Origin of the sequence: Albimonas marina, from assembly GCF_029223255.1 — a bacterium.
In the GTDB taxonomy this organism is placed as follows: Bacteria; Pseudomonadota; Alphaproteobacteria; order Rhodobacterales; family Rhodobacteraceae; genus Albimonas.
In genome coordinates this window covers 129,472-147,516 of record NZ_JARHUC010000010.1, presented here as the reverse complement: position 1 = coordinate 147,516, position 18,045 = coordinate 129,472, and the positions used below count along the sequence as shown (strand labels likewise).

Below are 18,045 nucleotides of genomic sequence, written 5' to 3'. Positions count from 1 at the left end.
CATGCTGACCGTCGAGAACGCCACCCTCCACTACGGCGCCGCCCAGGCCCTGCGCGGCGTGAACCTGACCGTCGAGCAGGGCAAGATCACCTGCCTGCTCGGGCGCAACGGGGTCGGCAAGACCTCGCTGATCCGCTCCATCGTGGGGCACCACCCGCTCTCGGGCGGCTCCATCGCCTTCGACGGCGTCGCGCTGGGCCGCCGCTCCTCCCACGACCGCGCCCGCGCCGGCATCGGGCTGGTGCCGCAGGGCCGCGAGATCTTCCCCCTGCTGACGGTGAAGGAGAACCTCCAGACCGGCTACGCCGGTCTTCCGTCGAAGGACCGCACCATCCCCGACTACGTGTTCGAGCTGTTCCCGATCCTGAAGACCATGCTCAACCGCCGCGGCGGCGACCTCTCCGGCGGCCAGCAGCAGCAGCTCGCCATCGGCCGGGCGCTGGTGATGCGCCCCAAGCTGATCGCCTTCGACGAGCCCACCGAGGGCATCCAGCCCTCGATCATCAAGGACATCGGCCGCGCCATCCAGTTCCTGCGCGACGAGCACGGCCTGACCATCCTGCTGATCGAGCAGTACCTCGACTTCTGCCGGGAGCTCGCCGACCGCATCTACATCATGGACCGCGGCGAGATCGTCCACTCCGGCCCCGCCGAGAGCCTGGACGACCCGGAGGTCCGCAGGCACCTGACGGTCTGAGGGACCGAGGGGGCCTCCCGAGGGGATGCCCCGCGCGACCGCGAGGGCGGCCGCGCGGGGCGGGAGGCGGAAACGGCGCGCTCCGCGGCAGGAGCGCGCCGTTTTCATGTCCGGTTTGATGTCGGGGGACCGGATCGCGGCGGGCAGGGAGGCGCCGCGTCGGGCCGCGCGCCCGTGGCCCGGGCGCGCCCGCGGCGCGGGGCAGGCGGGGGCGCGGGTGGGAAGGCGGCCTGGGGAGAGCGGCGTGCCGGACAGGCTCGGGGGGAGGCCGCTTCAAGACTCACCCGGGAACAGGCCCCGCGCCTGCTCCCCGGATCCGTCTCTCGCGGTTGATGCCTGAGCGACTCGTCGGGAGGGGTCAAGGACAAGCCCCGCTTGCGCGGGGTCGCTTCGCGATCCCTGACCCCTCCCGCCGAGTCGCTCTTTACGGCATCAGCGAGAGACGGCTCCGGGGAACAGGCGCTCGACACGGGAGGCCCGGCGGGGGCGTCGGCGGCGGGCGGGGCAGGACGGAGGGCGGCCGGCCGGGGGGAGGGGGCCATGGGCGCGACGGACGGAATGCGCCGCGGGCGGGGCGGGGCGGCCGGCGCGCGGGGCGACGCGGCGCCTGCGGCGGGTGGCGGGCGCGACGCGAAAGGGGCGCGGACCGGCCGCGCCCCTTCGGGACGTTCTCAGCGATGGGCGGCGAGGGTCACATCGGATCGGGGCCGCGCTTGATGGCGGCGACGCCGGTGCGGGAGACGTCGACCAGGCCCAGGGGGGCCATCAGCTCGACGAAGGCGTCGATCTTGTCGGGGGCGCCGGTCAGCTCGAAGACGAAGCTCTTCAGGGTCGTGTCCACCACCGAGGCGCGGAACACCTGGCTCAGGCGCAGGGCCTCGACGCGGGCCTCGCCGGTGCAGGCCACCTTCACCAGCGCCAGCTCCCGCTCGACCGAGGGGCCCTCCATCGTCAGGTCGTGGACGTCGATGACCACCACCATCCGGCTCAGCTGCGCCTTGATCTGCTCGATGATCGCGGGCTCGCCCGTCGTCACCACCGTGATCCGCGAGCGCCGCGAGGCGTGGTCCGTCTCCGAGACCGTCAGGCTCTCGATGTTGTAGCCGCGCCCCGAGAACAGGCCGATCACGCGCGCCAGCACGCCCGCCTCGTTGCGCACCAGCACCGCCAGCGTCCGGCGCTCCTCGCCCTCGGCGAGGCTGGGGCGAAGCGAGTAGGCGGAATGGGCCGTCGAGCCCTGGGGGATGTTGAGCGCGTTCATGCGAAGTCCGTCTTTGCGGGCGCCGGGCCGTCAGCCGCGGCGCAGAAGTCCGAAGGCCCAGTCGCGGCCCTGGCCGCCGCGATAAGCCAGGTGAATCCACAACATGGCGTGCGCCTCGGTCAGGCGCGCCGCCGACAGCGGGCCGGCGTGCACCGCCTCGAAGCCCACGTCCTCGATCAGCCCGCGGGCGGTCTCGCAGGCCGCGGCGTCGTCGCCGCAGTGGAACATGACCGAGCGTCGGCCCTCGAAGACCGGGTCGACCATGCCGCCCCAGCCGGTGGTGTTGAAGGCCTTCACCACCCGCGCGCCGGGCAGCAGGGCCTGCACCCGCTCCCCGCCCGAGACGTCGAAGCCCATCGAGAGCTCCGGCCCCGCGGGGGTCGCGCGCAGGGGGTTGGTGGCGTCGATCACCGTCTTGCCCGCCAGCGCCTCGGCCAGCGGGGGCAGCGCGGTCTCGACCGCGCCCCAGGGCAGGGCGATCACCGCCACCTCGCAGGCCTGGGCCGCCGCGATGGGCGCCGCCGCGCGGGCCCCGTCGCCGGTGCGCGCGACGACCGCGCGCACCGCCTCGGCCCCCGGATCGCGGGAGCCGTAGATCACCCGATGGCCCGCCGCGGCGAAGCGCCCGCCGAGCGCCTCGCCCACCGGGCCCGGGCCGAGGATCGCGATGTCGGTCATGCCGTTCCTCCCCCCGGCCGCGCCGGCCCTCAGACGAGCACCGAGCCCGAGACGTCGATCGCGCCCTCGGTCGAGGCCTCGCCCAGCAGCATCTCGTTATGCGCCTTGCCGGACGGGATCATGGGGAAGCAGTTCTCGTGCTTCTCGACCAGGCAGTCGAAGATCACCGGACCGTCGTAGTCCAGCATCTCCATGATCGCGTCGTCCAGGTCCGCGGGATCCGTGCAGCGGATGCCCTTGCACCCGAAGGCCTCGGCCATCTTCACGAAGTCAGGCAGCGCCTCGGAGTAGGAGTGCGAATACCGCTCCCCATGCAGCAGCTGCTGCCACTGGCGCACCATGCCCAGACGCTCGTTGTTGAGGATGAACTGCTTCACCGGCGCCATGTACTGAACCGCGCAGGAGAGCTCCTGCATGGTCATCATGAAGCTGGCCTCGCCGGCGACGTTGATCACCAGGCTCTCGGGATGGGCGATCTGCACGCCGATCGAGGCCGGCACGCCGTAGCCCATCGTCCCCAGCCCGCCCGAGGTCATCCAGCGGTTGGGCTCGTCGAAGCCCAGGAACTGGGCGGCCCACATCTGGTGCTGCCCGACCTCGGTGGTGATGTAGCGGTCGCGGCCCTTGGTCAGCGCCTCCAGCCGCTCGAGCGCGTACTGCGGTTTGATCACGGACTTCGAGTTCTTGTAGGTCAGGCACTTGATGGCCTTCCAGGCCTCGATCTGGGTCCACCAGCCGGCCAGCCGGTCGCGGCGGGTCTGGGAGCCGCGGGCGCGCCACTTCTCCAGCACGCGGGCCAGCGTGGTCCCCACGTCGCCCAGGATCGGAACGTCGACATGGACGTTCTTGTTGATCGAGCTGGGGTCGATGTCGATATGCGCCTTCTTCGAGTTCGGCGAGAACGCGTCCAGCCGCCCGGTGATGCGGTCGTCGAAGCGCGCGCCGATGCAGAACATCGCGTCGCAGCCATGCATGGCCATGTTCGCCTCGTACATGCCGTGCATGCCCAGCATCCCCAGCCACAGCTTGCCGGAGGCGGGATAGGCGCCCAGGCCCATCAGGGTCGAGGTGATCGGGAAGCCCGTCTCCTCGGCCAGCTCGCGCAGCAGGCGCGAGGCCTCGCGCCCCGAGTTGATCACGCCGCCGCCGGTGTAGAGGATCGGCCGCTCGGCGGTCTCGATCATCTCGACCATGGCCATGACCGCGTCGTCGTCGGGCTCGCGCCGGGGGTTGTAGGGCAGCTCCTCGGCCTCGGAGGGGTCGTTGTAGGTGCCGGTGGCGAACTGGACGTCCTTGGGGATGTCGATCAGCACCGGGCCGGGGCGGCCGGCCATGGCGACATGGAAGGCCTGGTGGATCACGTCGGCCAGGTGGTCCGTCTCCTTCACCAGCCAGTTGTGCTTGGTGCAGGGGCGGGTGATGCCGACGGTGTCGGCCTCCTGGAACCCGTCGGAGCCGATCAGGAAGGTCGGGACCTGGCCGGTCAGGACGATCATCGGGATCGAGTCCATCAGCGCGTCGGTCAGCCCGGTGACCGCGTTGGTCGCGCCGGGGCCCGAGGTGACCAGAACGACGCCCGGCTTGCCGGTCGAGCGGGCGTAGCCCTCGGCCGCGTGGGTCGCGCCCTGCTCGTGCCGGACCAGGATGTGCTTGATGTCGTTCTGCTTGAAGATCTCGTCGTAGATCGGAAGCACCGCGCCGCCGGGGTAGCCGAACACGGTGTCCACGCCCTGATCCTTCAGGGCCTGGACGACGATCTGGGCGCCGGTCATCTCACGGGGCATCGGTTCTTTCCTCTGGCGTATGGTCTGGTCGGGCGGAAGGGGGTCTTTCGGTCGGGGCTGATCATCGCGCCGGGCACAAAAAAACCCCCGGTCGAAGGGGGCATGCGGGCGCTTGGGGAACGAGAACCTCGTCCGCCGTCAGTCGCGCCCGTCCCTAAGTACGATGAGAGCCATGTCGGGTCCCCAGCCTTCCGTCTTTCCGCAGCCGGGTGACTACCGGGCGCCGGGGCGCCGGTCAACCCCGAAACCCGGCCTCGGCGGAGAAAATTGCGCGCCGCCCGGTCTGCGCGCAACTTTCCGTGCTTCTCCCGCAACGTCGCGGGGTGCAGGCGCCCCCGACGGGCGGCGCGCCGAGCCCGCGGGCGCGGCGACGACGGCGGGCCGGGCGCTCCAGCGGCGACGTCTGCGCCGGGGGCCGGGAGCGGGAGCGGCGCGTCGGCCCTCGCGCCCCTGGCCGGCGGCCGGCCCGCGCCGCGGCCCAGCCCCTGCGCATGGGGCGGAGGTCGCGTCACGCGCGCGTCGAACTCAGGCGTCCACCTCAGCCGTCCACCTCAGGCGCGGGGGCGGGGCCCGGCGGCGGCGAGGATCGTGCGGCCCCGGCGTCGGATCGACCGGCGAACCGCGGCGGCTCGCCCCGCGCCCGCCAGCGCCGCGCAGCCCAGCGCCAGCAACCCCGCCGCCCCCGGCAGCGGCACGGCCTCGGTGCGCGCCCGGATCTGGAGGTTGTCGTAGATCGCCGTCGCCCCCACCCAGGAGCCGTCGGTGTAGGTGTAGAAGCCGAAGCTCAGCGGGGCCGCCCCGGCCTCGAGGCTCAGCGTCGCGAACGGGTCGGCCCCGATGCCGTAGAACCGCGTGAAGCTGGCCGCGGTCAGGCCGCCGGCTTGGAAGCGATGCCACGACCCGTCGTTGTAGACGCCCGAGATCCCGGCGAGATTGCCGGTGTAGCCCCAGCCGTGGCCGTCCTGTTCGAGGTAGAAGCCGACCTCCTGCAGGGCCGCCTCCTCGAGAGACGCGTAGAGACCGTCGAGGAACCTGAAGTCGATCGTGAACTCGAAATCCACGACCCGCCGGCCGCCCAGGCCCAGGCTCTCGTCCGGCAGCCGGTGCACGCCCACGACGTAGCCCGCGTCATATTGCGAGACGAGATAGCCCGGCGCCGCCAGCCCGTCGGACAGGTCCTGGGCCGCGCTCGGCGTCCCGAAGCCGGAGTCGTCGAAGCTGGTGGCGACGGCGCCGGGGCCCCAGTCGGATTCGGTGATCAGGGTGGTGACGATCGTCGCCTGCGCCGCGGCGCCCCACAGCGACGCCGCGATCGCGACGGGCGCGACCAGCCAAGCGTGTTTCATCCGGGTCGCCCTCCTCGTCCATGCCCAAACAGCGTGCGACGGAATGACGTCTGCGGCAAGCCGCATGTGTCGGCCCGGCCCCCGCCCCCCGGCGCGGGGCGCGGCCTCGTGGGGGTCCTGCCCCTCGGCCCACGGCGCGCGAGGGGGCCGGGCCCGCCGCCTCACTTCCGCACGAAGGCCCTCAGCGCCACCAGGCTCAGCGCGGCGGCGGGCAGGGTGGCGAGGAAGATCCAGCGCGCGGAGGTGGCCAGCGCCTCCGGGTCGCCCGCCTCGGCGAAGCCGGCGGCGTTGGCGGCGACGCCGGCGAAGGCCGCCCCCGCCGCATAGCCCAGCTGCTCCGAGGTCGGCAGGCCCGAGGCGACGCGGGCCCGGTCCTCCTCCGCCGACAGCGCCTGGGCGCGGCGCAGCACGAAGGTCCAGGACATGCCGAAGCCCGCCCCCTCGACGATGCCCACCGCCACGATCGCCCAGACCGGCCCCTCCGGGAACACCAGCGCCTGCGCGAGCGGGGTGGCCGCCACAAGGCAGACCCCCACCGTCACCGCCAGCGGATCCCGCCGCTCGGGCCAGGAGGAGACGACGACCGCCGCCAGGCTCCAGGTCACCGACAGGCTCGCCAGCGCCAGCCCCGCCTCGATCGGCGCCACCCCGTGCAGGCGGATCAGCAGAACCGGCCCGTAGGCGAGATAGGGCACCGTCGCGAAGCACAGCGCGAACATCATCAGAAGCGAGGCGCCGGTGCGGTCCGACAGCCGGAAGGCGCCCGGCGGAAACATCCGGTCCTCGCCCCGCGCGGCGTCGCGCCGGAAGGCCCAGACCAGGCACCCCAGCCCCGCCAGCAGGAACAGGCTGGTCTTCACCGGCGCCACCTCGACGCCGCCCGCCGCGATCAGGAACACCCCCGCCGAGATCAGCCCCAGGCGCGCCAGCGGCGGGCGCGAGGCCGCGCCCGGCGCCGCCTCCGGCCTCGCGCCGCCCGCGCCCTTCAGCCCGAAGGCCAGCAGCAGCGCCAGCGCCGCCGCCTGCAGCCCGAAGCACCAGACCGCCGCCCGCCAGCTTCCCGCCGCGACGAAGGCGCCCCCGAACAGCGGCCCGATCAGCGCCGAGACGCCCCACAGCGTCGAGATCACCGCCACCACCCGCGCCGACAGCCGCCGCGGGAACAGCTGCCCCGCCGCCACGAACCCCAGCGCCACCAGCCCGCCGCCGCCCACGCCCTGCGCCAGCCGCGCGGCCAGCACCACCGGCATCGTCGGCGCCATCGCCTGCACCGCGCAGCCCAGGCCGAACAGCGCGGCCGCCGCCGTCATCACCGGCCGGAGCCCCTTGCGCCGCGCCGCCAGCCCCGCGACCGAGGAGGCCGAGATCGACCCCACGAGGTAGAGCGCCGTCGACCACGCCACCCAGCGCTCGCCCCCGATCTCGTCGAGCATCGCGTCGATCAGCGTGGCCGTGACCATCGAGTTCGCCGCATGCAGCCACACCGCGAGGCTGACCATCGCCAGCGCCGGCAGATGCGCCCGCGTCAGCAGCTCCCCCCACCGCGCCGAGCCCTCGGCGGCGGCGGCGGCGGACAGGTCGGGCGAGGGGATCACGGGATCGGGCGCGGTCATCGCGGGCTCCGGCAGGTCATGCGGCGAGGTCCAAGGGCTAGGTCCTCGACCAAGGTCGAGGTCAAGGGCCTCACGACGACGCCGCGGCACGCCCGGATGGGATGAGACGCGACGGGCCGCAGGGCCGGCGTCGCGCCGCGAAACAGAATACGACGGCGCCCGAAGGATCAGCGCGGCACGAAGCCGCCCCGACGCGACGTCGGCCGGGCAGGGGACTTCGAAAGGGGCGCCTCGCAGGCCCCCCGCGCGCGCCCCGCGCCTCAGCCCAGCAGCCGCAGCCCCTCGTCAGGGTCCTCCGCGGCCGGCCAGTCCCCCAGCCGGTTGCGCATCCAGGTGAGCTGGCGCTTGGCGTAGCGGCGGGTGGCCTGCACCGCGGCCTCGCGCGCCTCGGCCAGCGAGATCTCGCCCCGCAGATGCGCCGTCAGCTCCGCCGCCCCGATCGCCTTCATCGCCGCCGGCGAGGGCGACGGCCAGTCGAGCGCCGCGCGCGCCTCCTCCAGCGCGCCCTCCGCCAGCATCTGGTCGAACCGCGCCTCGATCCGGGCATAGAGCCGCTCGCGCTCCGGCATCAGCCGCAGCGGCCGGGCGTGGGCGAGGGGCAGCAACGGCGGCGGCGTCGCGTCCTGCATCTCCGACAGCGGCCGGCCGGCGACGTGGAACGCCTCCCACGCGCGCATCACCCGGCGGGGATTGCGCAGGTCGATGCGGGCATGGGTGGCGGGGTCGAGCCGGGCCAGCTCCGCCGCGAACCCCTCCGCCCCCAGCTCCGCCAGCCGCGCCTCCGCCGCCGCGCGGACCTCCGGCGGGGTCTCGGGGATCTCGGCGAGCCCCTGGGTGAGCGCGGTGAAATAGAGCCCCGTGCCCCCCACCACGATCGGCCGCAGCCCGGCCGCCCGCGCCGCCTCGAGCTCGGCCGCCACCTCCCGCAGCCAGCGCCCGGCGGAGTGGGTCTCCTGCACCGGCACGTGGCCGTAGAGGCGATGGGGCGCCTGCGCCTCCTCCTCCGCCGAGGGCCGCGCGGTCAGCACCCGCCAGCCGTCGTAGACCTGCAGCGCGTCGGCGTTGATCACCACCGAGGGCGCCCGCTCCGCCAGCCGCAGCGCCAGCCCCGACTTGCCCGAGGCGGTCGGGCCGGCGATCAGGATCGGGCGCGGGTCGGGGCTGAGATCGGGGCGGGCCATGCCCCGCTGATCGCCCGCCCGCGCGGCCCGGTCAAGCGGGGGCGGGCAGGGCGAGGGGGCGGCGCCGCGCGGGCGAAGCCTGCGCCACGCGGCGGGGGACGGCGGCGGACACCGGGGGGCGGAGCGCGGCGGAGGCCCAGCCCCTGCCGCGGGCGCGGGCCTCAGCCCTTCGGCAGCGCCGCCAGCGCCGTCGCCACCTGCGCCGCGAGGCGGGCGTTGTTCAGGACCAGCGCCACGTTCGCCTCCAGGCTCGCGCCGCCGGTCAGCTCCAGGATCCGGCCCAGCAGGAACGGGGTCACGGCCTTGGCGGCGACGCCCTGCGCCTCGGCCTCGGCGATGGCCTGCTCGATCAGGGGGGCGAGCGTCTCGGCGGGGATCTCGGCCTCGGGCGGGATCGGGTTCGCCAGGAGCTGGCCCCCCTCGATCCCCAGCGCCCCGCGCAGTCGGTGGGCGCGCGCGACCGCCTCGGGCGTCTCCATCGTCAGCGGCGCCGGCAGGCCCGAGGCGCGCGACCAGAAGGCGGGGAAATCGCCGGTCCGCCAGCCGATCACCGGCACGCCCAGCGTCTCCAGCACCTCCAGCGTCCTCGGCAGATCCAGGATCGCCTTGGCCCCGGCCGCGACCACCGTCACCGGGGTGCGCGCCAGCTCCTGCAGGTCGGCCGAGACGTCCCAACTCGCCTCCGCGCCGCGGTGCACGCCGCCGATGCCGCCCGTGGCGAAGACCTCGATCCCCGCGAGCCGGGCGCAGATCATCGTCGCGGCGACCGTGGTCGCCCCCGGCCGCCCCGTCGCCAGCGCCGCGGCGAGATCCGCGCGCGAGAGCTTGGCGACGCCCTTCGCGACGGCCAGCCGCTCCAGGTCGTCCGCGCCCAGCCCCACCCGGATCGCGCCCTGCATCACCGCCATGGTGGCGGGAACCGCGCCGGCGTCGCGCACCGCGTCCTCGATGGCGCGGGCGACCTCGAGGTTGCGCGGATGCGGCAGGCCATGGGTGATGATCGTGCTCTCGAGCGCCACCAGCGGGCGGCCCGCGTCGCGGGCGGCGGCGGCCTCGGGGGACCAGACGAGCGGCGGGGTCATTCGGCGGTCTCCATGCGGGCGCGGGCGGCGCGCAGGCCATGCTCCAGCGCCTCGGTCGCGCCTTCGCCCTTCAGGCGGGCGTGCAGGTAGGCCGCGAACAGCGCGTCGCCGGCCCCGGTGATCATCAGCAGGCTCGGCGCCGCGGGGGCGGGGATCGGGATGCGCGCGGCGACGCCCTGGGCGTCGGCGGCCGCGGCCGGGGCGGGGCCGTCGGTGACCGCGACCTCGGCCAGCCCCAGCGCCCGCAGCGCGGCGGCGGCCTGGGCCGCGTCCTCGAACCGCCGCCCGGCCAGGGTCTCGGCCTCGGCCCGGTTGCAGATCAGCAGGTCCAGCGCCCCCAGCAGGCCCGCCAGCCGCTCCGCCCGCGCGGGCGATGCGGGGTTCGCCACCAGCCAGGGGCGCGCGCCGGGCGGCAGGGCGGCATGGGCCGCCACGATCGCGGCCAGCGTCTCGGCGGGCAGGTTCGCCTCGATCACCCAGGCGGCGGCGTTGGCGGCGGTGGGGGTCAGCACCTCGCGCAGATGCTCGGGCAGGGCGGCCTCGCAGCCGGGCAGGTCGGCGACCGCCGCGGCGAGGCCCCCGGCCCCGTCCTCGATGGCGAGATAGAGGCCCGTCGGCGCCTCCGGCCCCATCCGGCGCAGGCTGACGCCGCGGGCCGAGAGCCGGGCCGCCAGCGCCGCCCCCTCCGGATCGCGCCCCACGGGCGCGGCGAGCACCGTCGGCCGGCCGAGCGAGGCGAAGGAGAGCGCGAGGTTCAGCGCCACCCCCCCGGGCCGGCGGATCATCCGCCCCGGCAGGTCGCCCCCGGGCGCGAGCGGGCCCGAGGGCCGCCCCACCATGTCCCAGTGCGCGCCGCCCAGGCAGATCACCGCCGGGCCGCGCGGCGCGGGGCGCGCGGCGGCGTCGGCGGGGGCGGCCGCGCCCGGCTCGGCGCGCTCGTCCTTCATCGACGGGCCCCGGCGGCGGGGGCCGCAGGGACGGCCGAGGGGAGCGCGCGCGCGCCGCCGGCGGCGGCCATGAGAGGGGCGGGGAGCATCCTGTCTCCGGTCCGGGTCCTGAGAGGGCGGACTCTCCGCCGCCCGGGCGCGAAGGTCAATCGGCGCCCCGGCGTCGGGGCGCGCGACGGGTCGGCGCGGGGCAGGGGCGCGGGGAGCGAGGGACGGAGGCGCCCTGCGGGCGGGCTTGGGCCCGGGGCCGGCGGGGCGCCGGGAGACGCGCAGGCCGCTTCTGAACTCACCAGGGAACAGGGCCGCGCCTGTCCCCCGCAGCCGTCCGTCGCTGAAGATGCCTGAGCGACTCGCGGGGAGGGGTCAAGGACAAGCCCCGCTTGCGCGGGGTCGCTGCGCGATCCTGGACCCCTCCCCGCGAGTCGCTCTTTACGGCATCAGCGACGGACGGCTCCGGGGAACAGGCGCTTCGCGCGGGCCTCCGGCGCGGGCGCCGGGCTGCGGGCCGGGGGCGCGCGGGGGGATGGGACGGGGGATCGGCGGAGAGGGGGGCTCCGGAGGCGCGCGGAGGGCGCCTCCGGGGCCGGGCTCAGAGGCCCATCAGGTCGTTGTAGGTCACGAACACCATCAGGCCGACCACCACGGCGAGGCCGAAGCCGGTGGCGTATTCGGCGGCCTTCTCGCCCAGCGGGCGGCCGCGCAGCGCCTCGATCGCGTAGAACAGCAGGTGGCCGCCGTCCAGCACCGGGATCGGGAACAGGTTGATCATGCCGATCGAGGCCGAGATCATCGCGATCATGCCCAGGAACGCCACGATCCCCGCCCCCGCCGCCTGGCCCGAGAGCGAGGCGATCTTGATCGGCCCGCCCAGGCCCGAGCTGTCGGCCTGGCCGTCGATGATCGCCCCCACGTAGGCGAAGGACGAGGCGATGATCTGCCAGGTGCGCACCGCCCCCAGCTCGACCGCCTCCAGCGGGCCCGGCGTCACCACCTCGGGCGCGAGCCGCGGGATCGCGGTCACCCCGATCAGCGGGCGCATCTCGATCCCCCCGTCGGCGGTGGGATAAGGCTGCATCTTGGCGGTCAGCAGCGTCTCGCGCGGGCCCGTGCCGTCGTCGAGCACCATCTCCACCGGGTCGGCGCCGCCCGAGGCGATCACGATCCGCTGCAGGTCGGCGAAGGCGCCGACCTTCTGGCCGTTGATCGTCAGGATCCGGTCGCCGGGCTTGAAGCCCGCGGCCTCGGCCGGGCTGTCGGGCGTCACCGCCCCCACCACCGGCGGGATCGCGGCCGGCGTCTCGAGCGCCAGCTCCTGCCCGTCGCGCCGCACCACCACCTCGAACCGCTCGCGCCCGGGCTCGGCGTCCGAGGCGGCGGCGAAGGCGCGCGAGATGTCGGCGAAACGCTCGACCGGCGTCCCCTCGACCGAGATCACCTCGTCGCCGACCTGCAGCGGGTCGAGCCCCGCCTCGATCGCCGTCGCGCTCTCGTCCACCGCGCCGATCACCGGCCGGTCGGAGCCGATCCCGAGGCTCATCGCGAGCCCCGCGTAGATCACGATCGAGAGGATGAAGTTGAACCCCGGGCCCGCGGCCACCGCCAGCGCGCGCTTCCACAGCGCCGCCCCGGGGAAGGAGCGGGCGCGCTGCGCCTCGCTCATGTTCTCCAGCTCGTGCAGGTCCGCGCGGGCCGAGGCGGCGTCCCCGTCGCCCAGGAACTTCACGTAGCCGCCCAGCGGCAGCACCGCGAGCCGCCAGCGGGTGCCGCGCTTGTCGACCCAGTGGAAAAGCTCCTTGCCGAAGCCGATCGAGAACACCTCGGCGTGGATCCCGCACCAGCGGGCCACGATGTAGTGGCCGTATTCGTGGATGAAGACCACGACGCCCAGCACCACGAGGAACGAGGCGATGGCGAAGCCGACGCCGCCGACGCTCGACAGCAGGGAGAACGCGTCCATGGGACCTCCGAACAGGCGCGCGCGACCCCCGCACGCGGATGAACCGCCGTAAATCTAGGCGAACGCCGCCCCTTTTCCCAGCCCGGCGGCGCGGAATCGCGCTGCGATGCGCTCCCCCGCCGCGGCCCGGGCGCGCACGTCCATGGCGAAGACGTCGTCCAGCGTCGAGGCGGGGCCGAAGGGCGCCAGCGCGCCCAGCACCTCCTCGACCACCTCGGCCATGCCCATGAAGGGCAGCCGGCGGTCCATGAACGCCTCCAGCGCCGCCTCCTTGGCGGCGTTCAGCGCGCAGCCGGCGAGGCCGCCCGCCTCCATCGCCTCGCGCGCCAGGCGCAGGGCGGGGAAGCGCACCTCGTCGGGGGCGCGGAACTCCAGCGCGCCGATGGCGGCCAGGTCCAGACGCTCGACGGGCAGGGGGGCGCGGGCGGGGTGGTGGAAGGCGTGGCCGATGGCGTGGCGCATGTCGGGCGCCCCCATCTGGGCCAGCACCGCCCCGTCCACGTAGGCCACGGCCGAATGCATGATCGACTGCGGATGCACCAGCACCTGCACCTGCGCCGGCGTCAGGCCGAACAGGTGCATCGCCTCGATCATCTCCAGCCCCTTGTTGAACATCGAGGCGCTGTCGATCGAGATCTTCGCCCCCATGTCCCAGTTGGGATGGGCCACCGCCTCCTCGGGCGTGGCCTTGGCGATGCGCTCCAGCGGCCAGTCGCGGAACGGCCCGCCCGAGGCGGTGAGCAGGATCTTCTCCACCGCCGCGCGGTTGGGCCGGTCCAGCACCTGGAAGATCGCGTTGTGCTCGCTGTCCACCGGCAGCAGCAGGGCGCCCGCCGCCGCCGCCTCCTCGATGAAGAGGGGGCCGGCCGAGACCAGGCATTCCTTGTTCGCCAGCGCCAGCGTCGTGCCCTGCCGCAGGGCGGCGAGCGTGGGGGCGAGGCCGGCCGAGCCGACGATGGCGGCCATGGTCCAGTCGGCGGGACGGCCCGCCGCCTCGATCACCGCGCGCTCGCCCGCCGCGGCCTCGATGCCCGTGCCGGCCAGCGCCTCCTTCAGATCCTCGTAGCGCGAGGGATCGGCGGTCACCGCGATCTCGGCGCGGAACTCCCGCGCCGCCTCCGCAAGGGCCGCGATGTTGGAATGCCCGGTCAGCGCCACGACCTGCGCGGCCTCGGGCCCCGCGTGGCGCAGGATGTCGAGGGTCGAGCGGCCGATGGAGCCGGTGGCCCCCAGCACCGAGATCCGCCGCCCCGGGGGCGGCGCCTCGGCCGGCGCGACGTCGCCCTCGCTCACCATATGAACACCGATTTTCCGCGCAGGAAGGTGATGATCGCCGCGACCAGCGCCGCGGCCATCAGCCCGTCCATGCGGTCGAGCAGGCCCCCGTGGCCGGGGATCAGGTTGGAGCTGTCCTTGACCCCGGCCTTGCGCTTGATCGCGCTCTCGGCGAGGTCGCCGCCCTGGCTGACCACGGCCATCACGCCCGAGACGATGGCGACCTCATGCACCAGCGTCCCCGTGGTGGCCGAGGAGAAGATCGCCCCGGTGACGGTCGCGCAGGCCATGCCGCCGCCCAGCCCCGCCCAGGTCTTCGAGGGGCTGACGCGGGGCCACAGCTTCGGCCCCCCGATGATGCGGCCGGCGAAATAGGCGCCCACGTCGGTCGCCACCACCACCAGCACCACCCACAGCACCGCCTCCCAGCCGTAGAGGGGATCGTCGCGCAGGCCGACCAGGCCCGCGCAGGCCACCGCCACGTAGCCGCCGCCGATCAGCGTGACCAGCCGCGCCCAGCGGCCGTCGCCCCGGGTCAGCAGGATCGCGGCCAGCAGGCAGGCCGCGGCGACGGCGAGGCCGGAGCGGAAGAAGGCGCCCTGGGTGGCGAGGCTGGCGGCGACGCCCGCGGCGGCGATCGCCCAGCCGGCGCCGTCGAAGCGGCCGGCCACCATGCGCCGCAGCTCCCAGCCCATGCCGCCCGCGCAGGCGGCGGCGAACAGGGCCGCGACCCAGCCGCCGACGCCCAGCGCCAGCGCGGCCAGCGCGGCCATCGCCACCCCGGCCAGGGTGCGGGCGCGAAGGTCGGCGAAGCTCCGCGCCTTGGGGGCGCCGGGGGCCATCGCGGTCAGCCGACCGCCCCGAAGCGACGCTGGCGCGCGCCGAACGAGGCCAGCGCCTCGCCGAAGCGCTCGACCGTGAAGTCGGGCCAGAAGTCGTCGACGAAGGCGAATTCGGAATAGGCGGTCTGCCAGGGCAGGAAGTTCGAGGTGCGCATCTCGCCCGAGGTGCGGATCACCAGGTCCGGGTCCGGGAAGCCGCAGGTGTTCAGCCGCGCCTCCAGCGCCGCCGCGTCCACGCAGGCGGGGTCCAGCCGGCCCGCGGCCACGTCCTCGGCCAGCCGGCGCGCGGCGGCCGCGATCTCGTCCCGGCCGCCGTAGTTGATGGCGATGGTCAGGTTGAGCTTGTCGTTCTGGGCGGTGTCCGCCTCCAGCCGCGCCATCGCGGCGGCGAGGTCCGGCGCCAGGCGCCCCCGCTCCCCGATGAAGCGCACGCGGGCGCCGCGGCGCTTCAGCTCGCGCCCCTCGCGGCGGATGTAGATGGCGAACAGCTCCATCAGCCCGGTCACTTCCTCGGCCGAGCGCTTCCAGTTCTCGGTCGAGAAGGCGTAGAGGGTCAGCCACTCCACCCCCAGGTCCGGGGCGGCCTCGACGATGCGGCGCACGGTCTCCGCGCCCCGGCGGTGGCCCGCCAGGCGCGGCAGGCCGCGGGCCTTCGCCCAGCGGCCGTTGCCGTCCATGATGATCGCCACGTGCCGCGGCCGCGCCCCGCCGTCGCCGGCCGCCTGGGCCGCGCCGGCGAGTCCGGGGGTCTTGACCTCCTCCGCGGACTGGGCCGCGGTCAGGGGCGAGGAGTTGAACATTCGCTGCTCCCGAAGACGCGGATCCGTCCGCGCCCGTGTTCATTGCCGATCCAGCCGTGATCCCCTCGTGACTCGCCCTGCGTCTGGGCGGTTCGGAGGCGCGTTCGCGGCCGTCGGACGGCGCCGGGCGCCGCGCGGACGCGCGTCCGCTCAGACCTGCATGATCTCTTCCTGCTTGTGCTCCAGCGCCGCGTCGATCTTCTTGATCGCCGCGTCGGTCAGCGCCTGGATCTCGTCCGAGTAGAACTTGGCGTCGTCCTCGCTCAGCCCGTCCTTCTGCGCCTTCTTCACGGTGTCCATGCCGTCGCGGCGCACGTTGCGCACGGCGACCTTGGCGGATTCGGCGTACTGGCCGGCGACCTTCGCCAGCTCGCGCCGCCGCTCCTCGTTCAGCTCGGGGATCGGCAGGCGGATCAGGGTGCCGTCGACCACCGGGTTCAGGCCCAGGCCCGACGAGCGGATCGCCTTCTCGACCTTGCCGACCATCTGCTTGTCCCAGATCGCCAGCGTGATCATCCGCGGCTCGGGCACGTTGATCGTGCCGACCTGGTTCAGCGGCGTGTCCACGCCGTAGGCGTCGACCATCACCGGATCCAGCATCGAGGCCGTCGCGCGCCCGGTGCGCAGCGAGGCGAATTCCTGGCGCAGAGAGGCGAGGGCGCCGTCCATCCGACGCTCGATGTCGTCGGTGTCGATCTCGATCTCATCGCTCATAGAGGGTCTCCTCGGCGCGCGGGGTTGAGCGTCCCCGCGTCATGACTGCTCGACAATGGTGAATTTTCCGCGACCGCTCAAGACCTCCGCGAATCCGCCCGACTGGTGCAGCGAGAAGACGATCAGCGGCAGGTTGTTGTCGCGGGCCAGCGCGATGGCGGAGGCGTCCATCACCTTGAGATTCTTGATCAGCACCTCGTCGTAGCTCACCCGGTCGTAGCGCTTGGCGTCCGGGTTCGTCTTGGGGTCGGCGGTGTAGACGCCGTCGACCTGGGTGCCTTTCATGATCGCGCCGCAGTTCATCTCCATCGCGCGAAGGGTCGCGGCGGTGTCGGTGGTGAAATACGGGTTGCCGGTGCCGGCGGCGAAGATCACCACGCGGCCCTTTTCCAGGTGCCGGATGGCCCGCCTACGGATGTAGGGCTCGCAGATCTGGTCCATCGGGATAGCCGAGACCACCCGGGTCTGCACGCCGAGCTCCTCGAGCGCGGACTGCATGCCCAGCGCGTTCATCACGGTCGCGAGCATGCCCATGTAGTCGGCCGAGGCCCGCTCCATCCCCTGCGCCGAGCCCTGCAGCCCGCGGAAGATGTTGCCGCCGCCGATCACCAGGCACAGCTCGACGCCGATGTCGTGGACGCGCTTCACCTCGGCGGCGATGCGGGCGACGGTGGGGGGGTGGAGCCCGAAGCTCGTGTCCCCCATCAGGGCCTCGCCGGATATCTTGAGCAGCACGCGCGGATAGAGAAGCGGGGCGGGCGGTTGAGCGGCCTCGGTCATGCGCGGGAGTCTCCTGTCGGCGGGCGCGCGCAATGTGTCGGAAGGGGGCCCGGGGCGCAAGCGTCGCAAGTGCGGCGCGACGCCCCCGCGGCGCCGGCGCCCGCCGCGGCGGCGGATGCCGCGGGCGGCGCCCGTCCCGTCGGCGCCCCGAGGACGGCGCGCGGGGCGCGAGGGGGGGCCTCGCGAGGCGGGGCTCTCTCGGCGTGCGCGCTGCGCGCGGGCGCCCCCGCGGGGGCGCCGGAAGGTCGCTTCGGGAGCTCACCCGGAAACAGGGCCGCGCCCGCTTCCCGCAGCCGTCCGTCGCTTCAGATGCCTGAGCCCCGCGGGGCGCGGGGTCAAGGACGAGCCGGCTTCGCCGGTCGCGTTCCGCGATCCTTGACCCCGCTCCCCGCGCGGCTCCGATCGGCATCAGCGACGGACGGCTCCGGGAAACAGGCGCTTCGCGCCCCTGGCAGGCGGCGCGCCTGGCGCAGGCCGGCGGGCGGAGGCGCCTGTCGGGCAGGGGAGAGGGAAGGGGCGCCCCCGGCCTCGGGGGCGCCTGCGGGGCGTCAGCCGCGCTTCTGCATCGCCTTGTCGGCGCGGGCCACCTGCTTGGGCACGCAGCCGCGCGAGCCGGAGCGGCGGCCGTCCTTGTTGTAGGTCACCACGCAGCCGTCGTTGAAGCGCACGGTGGCCGAGCCGTTGTCGAGCCGCTGTACCGTCAGCCCGCCGCCGCCGCGGGTGGTCGCGTCGTCCTGCACGGCGGCGTCCGCCCGCTCCACCTGGCCCGGCCGGCAGGCCTGGGAGCCGGAGCGGCGGCCGCTCTCATTGTAGGTGACGATGCAGCCGTTGTCGTAGCGAACGGTGTAGGAGCCGTTGGCGTGGCGGTTCACCTGCGGGGCCCCGCCGCCCGACTGGGCCTTGAGCGGCTCCGGCTGGGCGCAGGCGGAGAGGGCGAGAGCCGCGCAGGCGGCGAGGAGGGGGAGTGCGATCCTGATCATGCGGGCGACAGTAGCGCGCGCAGACCCGATGTCACGTGAATGATCGGTGATGGATCGGGCCTCGCGATGCCGCGAAGGCCGGGCGCCGGGCCGCGTCGCGAGGCCCGG

16 protein-coding genes are annotated in these 18,045 nt (G+C 74.4%); 1 reads left to right on the top strand and 15 read right to left on the bottom strand.

The annotated features are described in order from the left end of the window. Window position 1 precedes the first annotated feature (1 nt). Window positions 2-697: an urea ABC transporter ATP-binding subunit UrtE gene (gene urtE / locus P2H44_RS23255; RefSeq protein ID WP_275767523.1), complete on the top strand. Its 696-nt coding sequence runs from the start codon at window positions 2-4 to the stop codon at window positions 695-697. 691 nt (window positions 698-1,388) lie between these two features. Here urtE and ilvN read toward each other — a convergent pair. The 15 genes from ilvN to P2H44_RS23180 form a co-directional block, all read right to left on the bottom strand. After that, window positions 1,389-1,958, bottom strand: coding sequence for an acetolactate synthase small subunit (ilvN, locus tag P2H44_RS23250; RefSeq protein WP_275767521.1), 570 nt, complete (start codon window positions 1,956-1,958; stop codon window positions 1,389-1,391). A gap of 30 nt (window positions 1,959-1,988) precedes the next feature. Further along, entirely contained in the window at window positions 1,989-2,636 is a 648-nt protein-coding gene (locus P2H44_RS23245) for an NADPH-dependent F420 reductase (RefSeq protein ID WP_275767519.1), read from the bottom strand. A gap of 29 nt (window positions 2,637-2,665) precedes the next feature. Beyond that, window positions 2,666-4,420 carry an acetolactate synthase 3 large subunit gene (locus P2H44_RS23240; RefSeq protein ID WP_275767517.1) on the bottom strand — a complete coding sequence of 585 codons (1,755 nt, stop codon included), beginning with the start codon at window positions 4,418-4,420 and terminating at the stop codon, window positions 2,666-2,668. Between the two features lie 551 nt (window positions 4,421-4,971). Continuing rightward, window positions 4,972-5,766: a hypothetical protein gene (locus P2H44_RS23235; RefSeq protein ID WP_275767515.1), complete on the bottom strand. Its 795-nt coding sequence runs from the start codon at window positions 5,764-5,766 to the stop codon at window positions 4,972-4,974. 161 nt (window positions 5,767-5,927) lie between these two features. Continuing rightward, a complete protein-coding gene (locus P2H44_RS23230) occupies window positions 5,928-7,379 on the bottom strand; it encodes an MFS transporter (protein WP_275767513.1) in 1,452 nt (483 codons plus the stop codon). Between the two features lie 260 nt (window positions 7,380-7,639). Then, a complete protein-coding gene (miaA, locus tag P2H44_RS23225; protein WP_275767512.1) occupies window positions 7,640-8,560 on the bottom strand; it encodes a tRNA (adenosine(37)-N6)-dimethylallyltransferase MiaA in 921 nt (306 codons plus the stop codon). A 161-nt stretch (window positions 8,561-8,721) separates the two neighbouring features. Next, window positions 8,722-9,642, bottom strand: a complete 921-nt coding sequence (locus P2H44_RS23220) for a pseudouridine-5'-phosphate glycosidase (RefSeq protein ID WP_275767510.1) — start codon at window positions 9,640-9,642, stop codon at window positions 8,722-8,724. Next, on the bottom strand, window positions 9,639-10,589 hold the full coding sequence (locus tag P2H44_RS23215) for a PfkB family carbohydrate kinase (protein WP_275767508.1): 951 nt from the start codon (window positions 10,587-10,589) through the stop codon (window positions 9,639-9,641). Before P2H44_RS23215 ends, P2H44_RS23220 begins: the two co-directional genes overlap by 4 nt. 589 nt (window positions 10,590-11,178) lie before the next feature. Beyond that, the gene (rseP, locus tag P2H44_RS23210; RefSeq protein WP_275767507.1) at window positions 11,179-12,546 is read right to left on the bottom strand and encodes an RIP metalloprotease RseP; all 1,368 of its coding nucleotides are present in this window, start codon (window positions 12,544-12,546) and stop codon (window positions 11,179-11,181) included. 54 nt (window positions 12,547-12,600) lie between these two features. Continuing rightward, on the bottom strand, window positions 12,601-13,842 hold the full coding sequence (gene dxr, locus P2H44_RS23205; protein ID WP_275767505.1) for a 1-deoxy-D-xylulose-5-phosphate reductoisomerase: 1,242 nt from the start codon (window positions 13,840-13,842) through the stop codon (window positions 12,601-12,603). Then, window positions 13,836-14,663, bottom strand: coding sequence for a phosphatidate cytidylyltransferase (locus P2H44_RS23200; protein WP_275767503.1), 828 nt, complete (start codon window positions 14,661-14,663; stop codon window positions 13,836-13,838). Before P2H44_RS23200 ends, dxr begins: the two co-directional genes overlap by 7 nt. A 5-nt stretch (window positions 14,664-14,668) precedes the next feature. Next, the gene (gene uppS, locus P2H44_RS23195; RefSeq protein WP_275767502.1) at window positions 14,669-15,463 is read right to left on the bottom strand and encodes a polyprenyl diphosphate synthase; all 795 of its coding nucleotides are present in this window, start codon (window positions 15,461-15,463) and stop codon (window positions 14,669-14,671) included. Window positions 15,464-15,613: 150 nt separating this feature from the next. Continuing rightward, on the bottom strand, window positions 15,614-16,177 hold the full coding sequence (frr, locus tag P2H44_RS23190; RefSeq protein ID WP_275767501.1) for a ribosome recycling factor: 564 nt from the start codon (window positions 16,175-16,177) through the stop codon (window positions 15,614-15,616). 39 nt (window positions 16,178-16,216) lie between these two features. Beyond that, the gene (gene pyrH / locus P2H44_RS23185; RefSeq protein WP_275767499.1) at window positions 16,217-16,957 is read right to left on the bottom strand and encodes a UMP kinase; all 741 of its coding nucleotides are present in this window, start codon (window positions 16,955-16,957) and stop codon (window positions 16,217-16,219) included. 548 nt (window positions 16,958-17,505) lie between these two features. Beyond that, window positions 17,506-17,937 carry a hypothetical protein gene (locus tag P2H44_RS23180; protein ID WP_275767497.1) on the bottom strand — a complete coding sequence of 144 codons (432 nt, stop codon included), beginning with the start codon at window positions 17,935-17,937 and terminating at the stop codon, window positions 17,506-17,508. Between the last annotated feature and the right edge of the window lie 108 nt (window positions 17,938-18,045).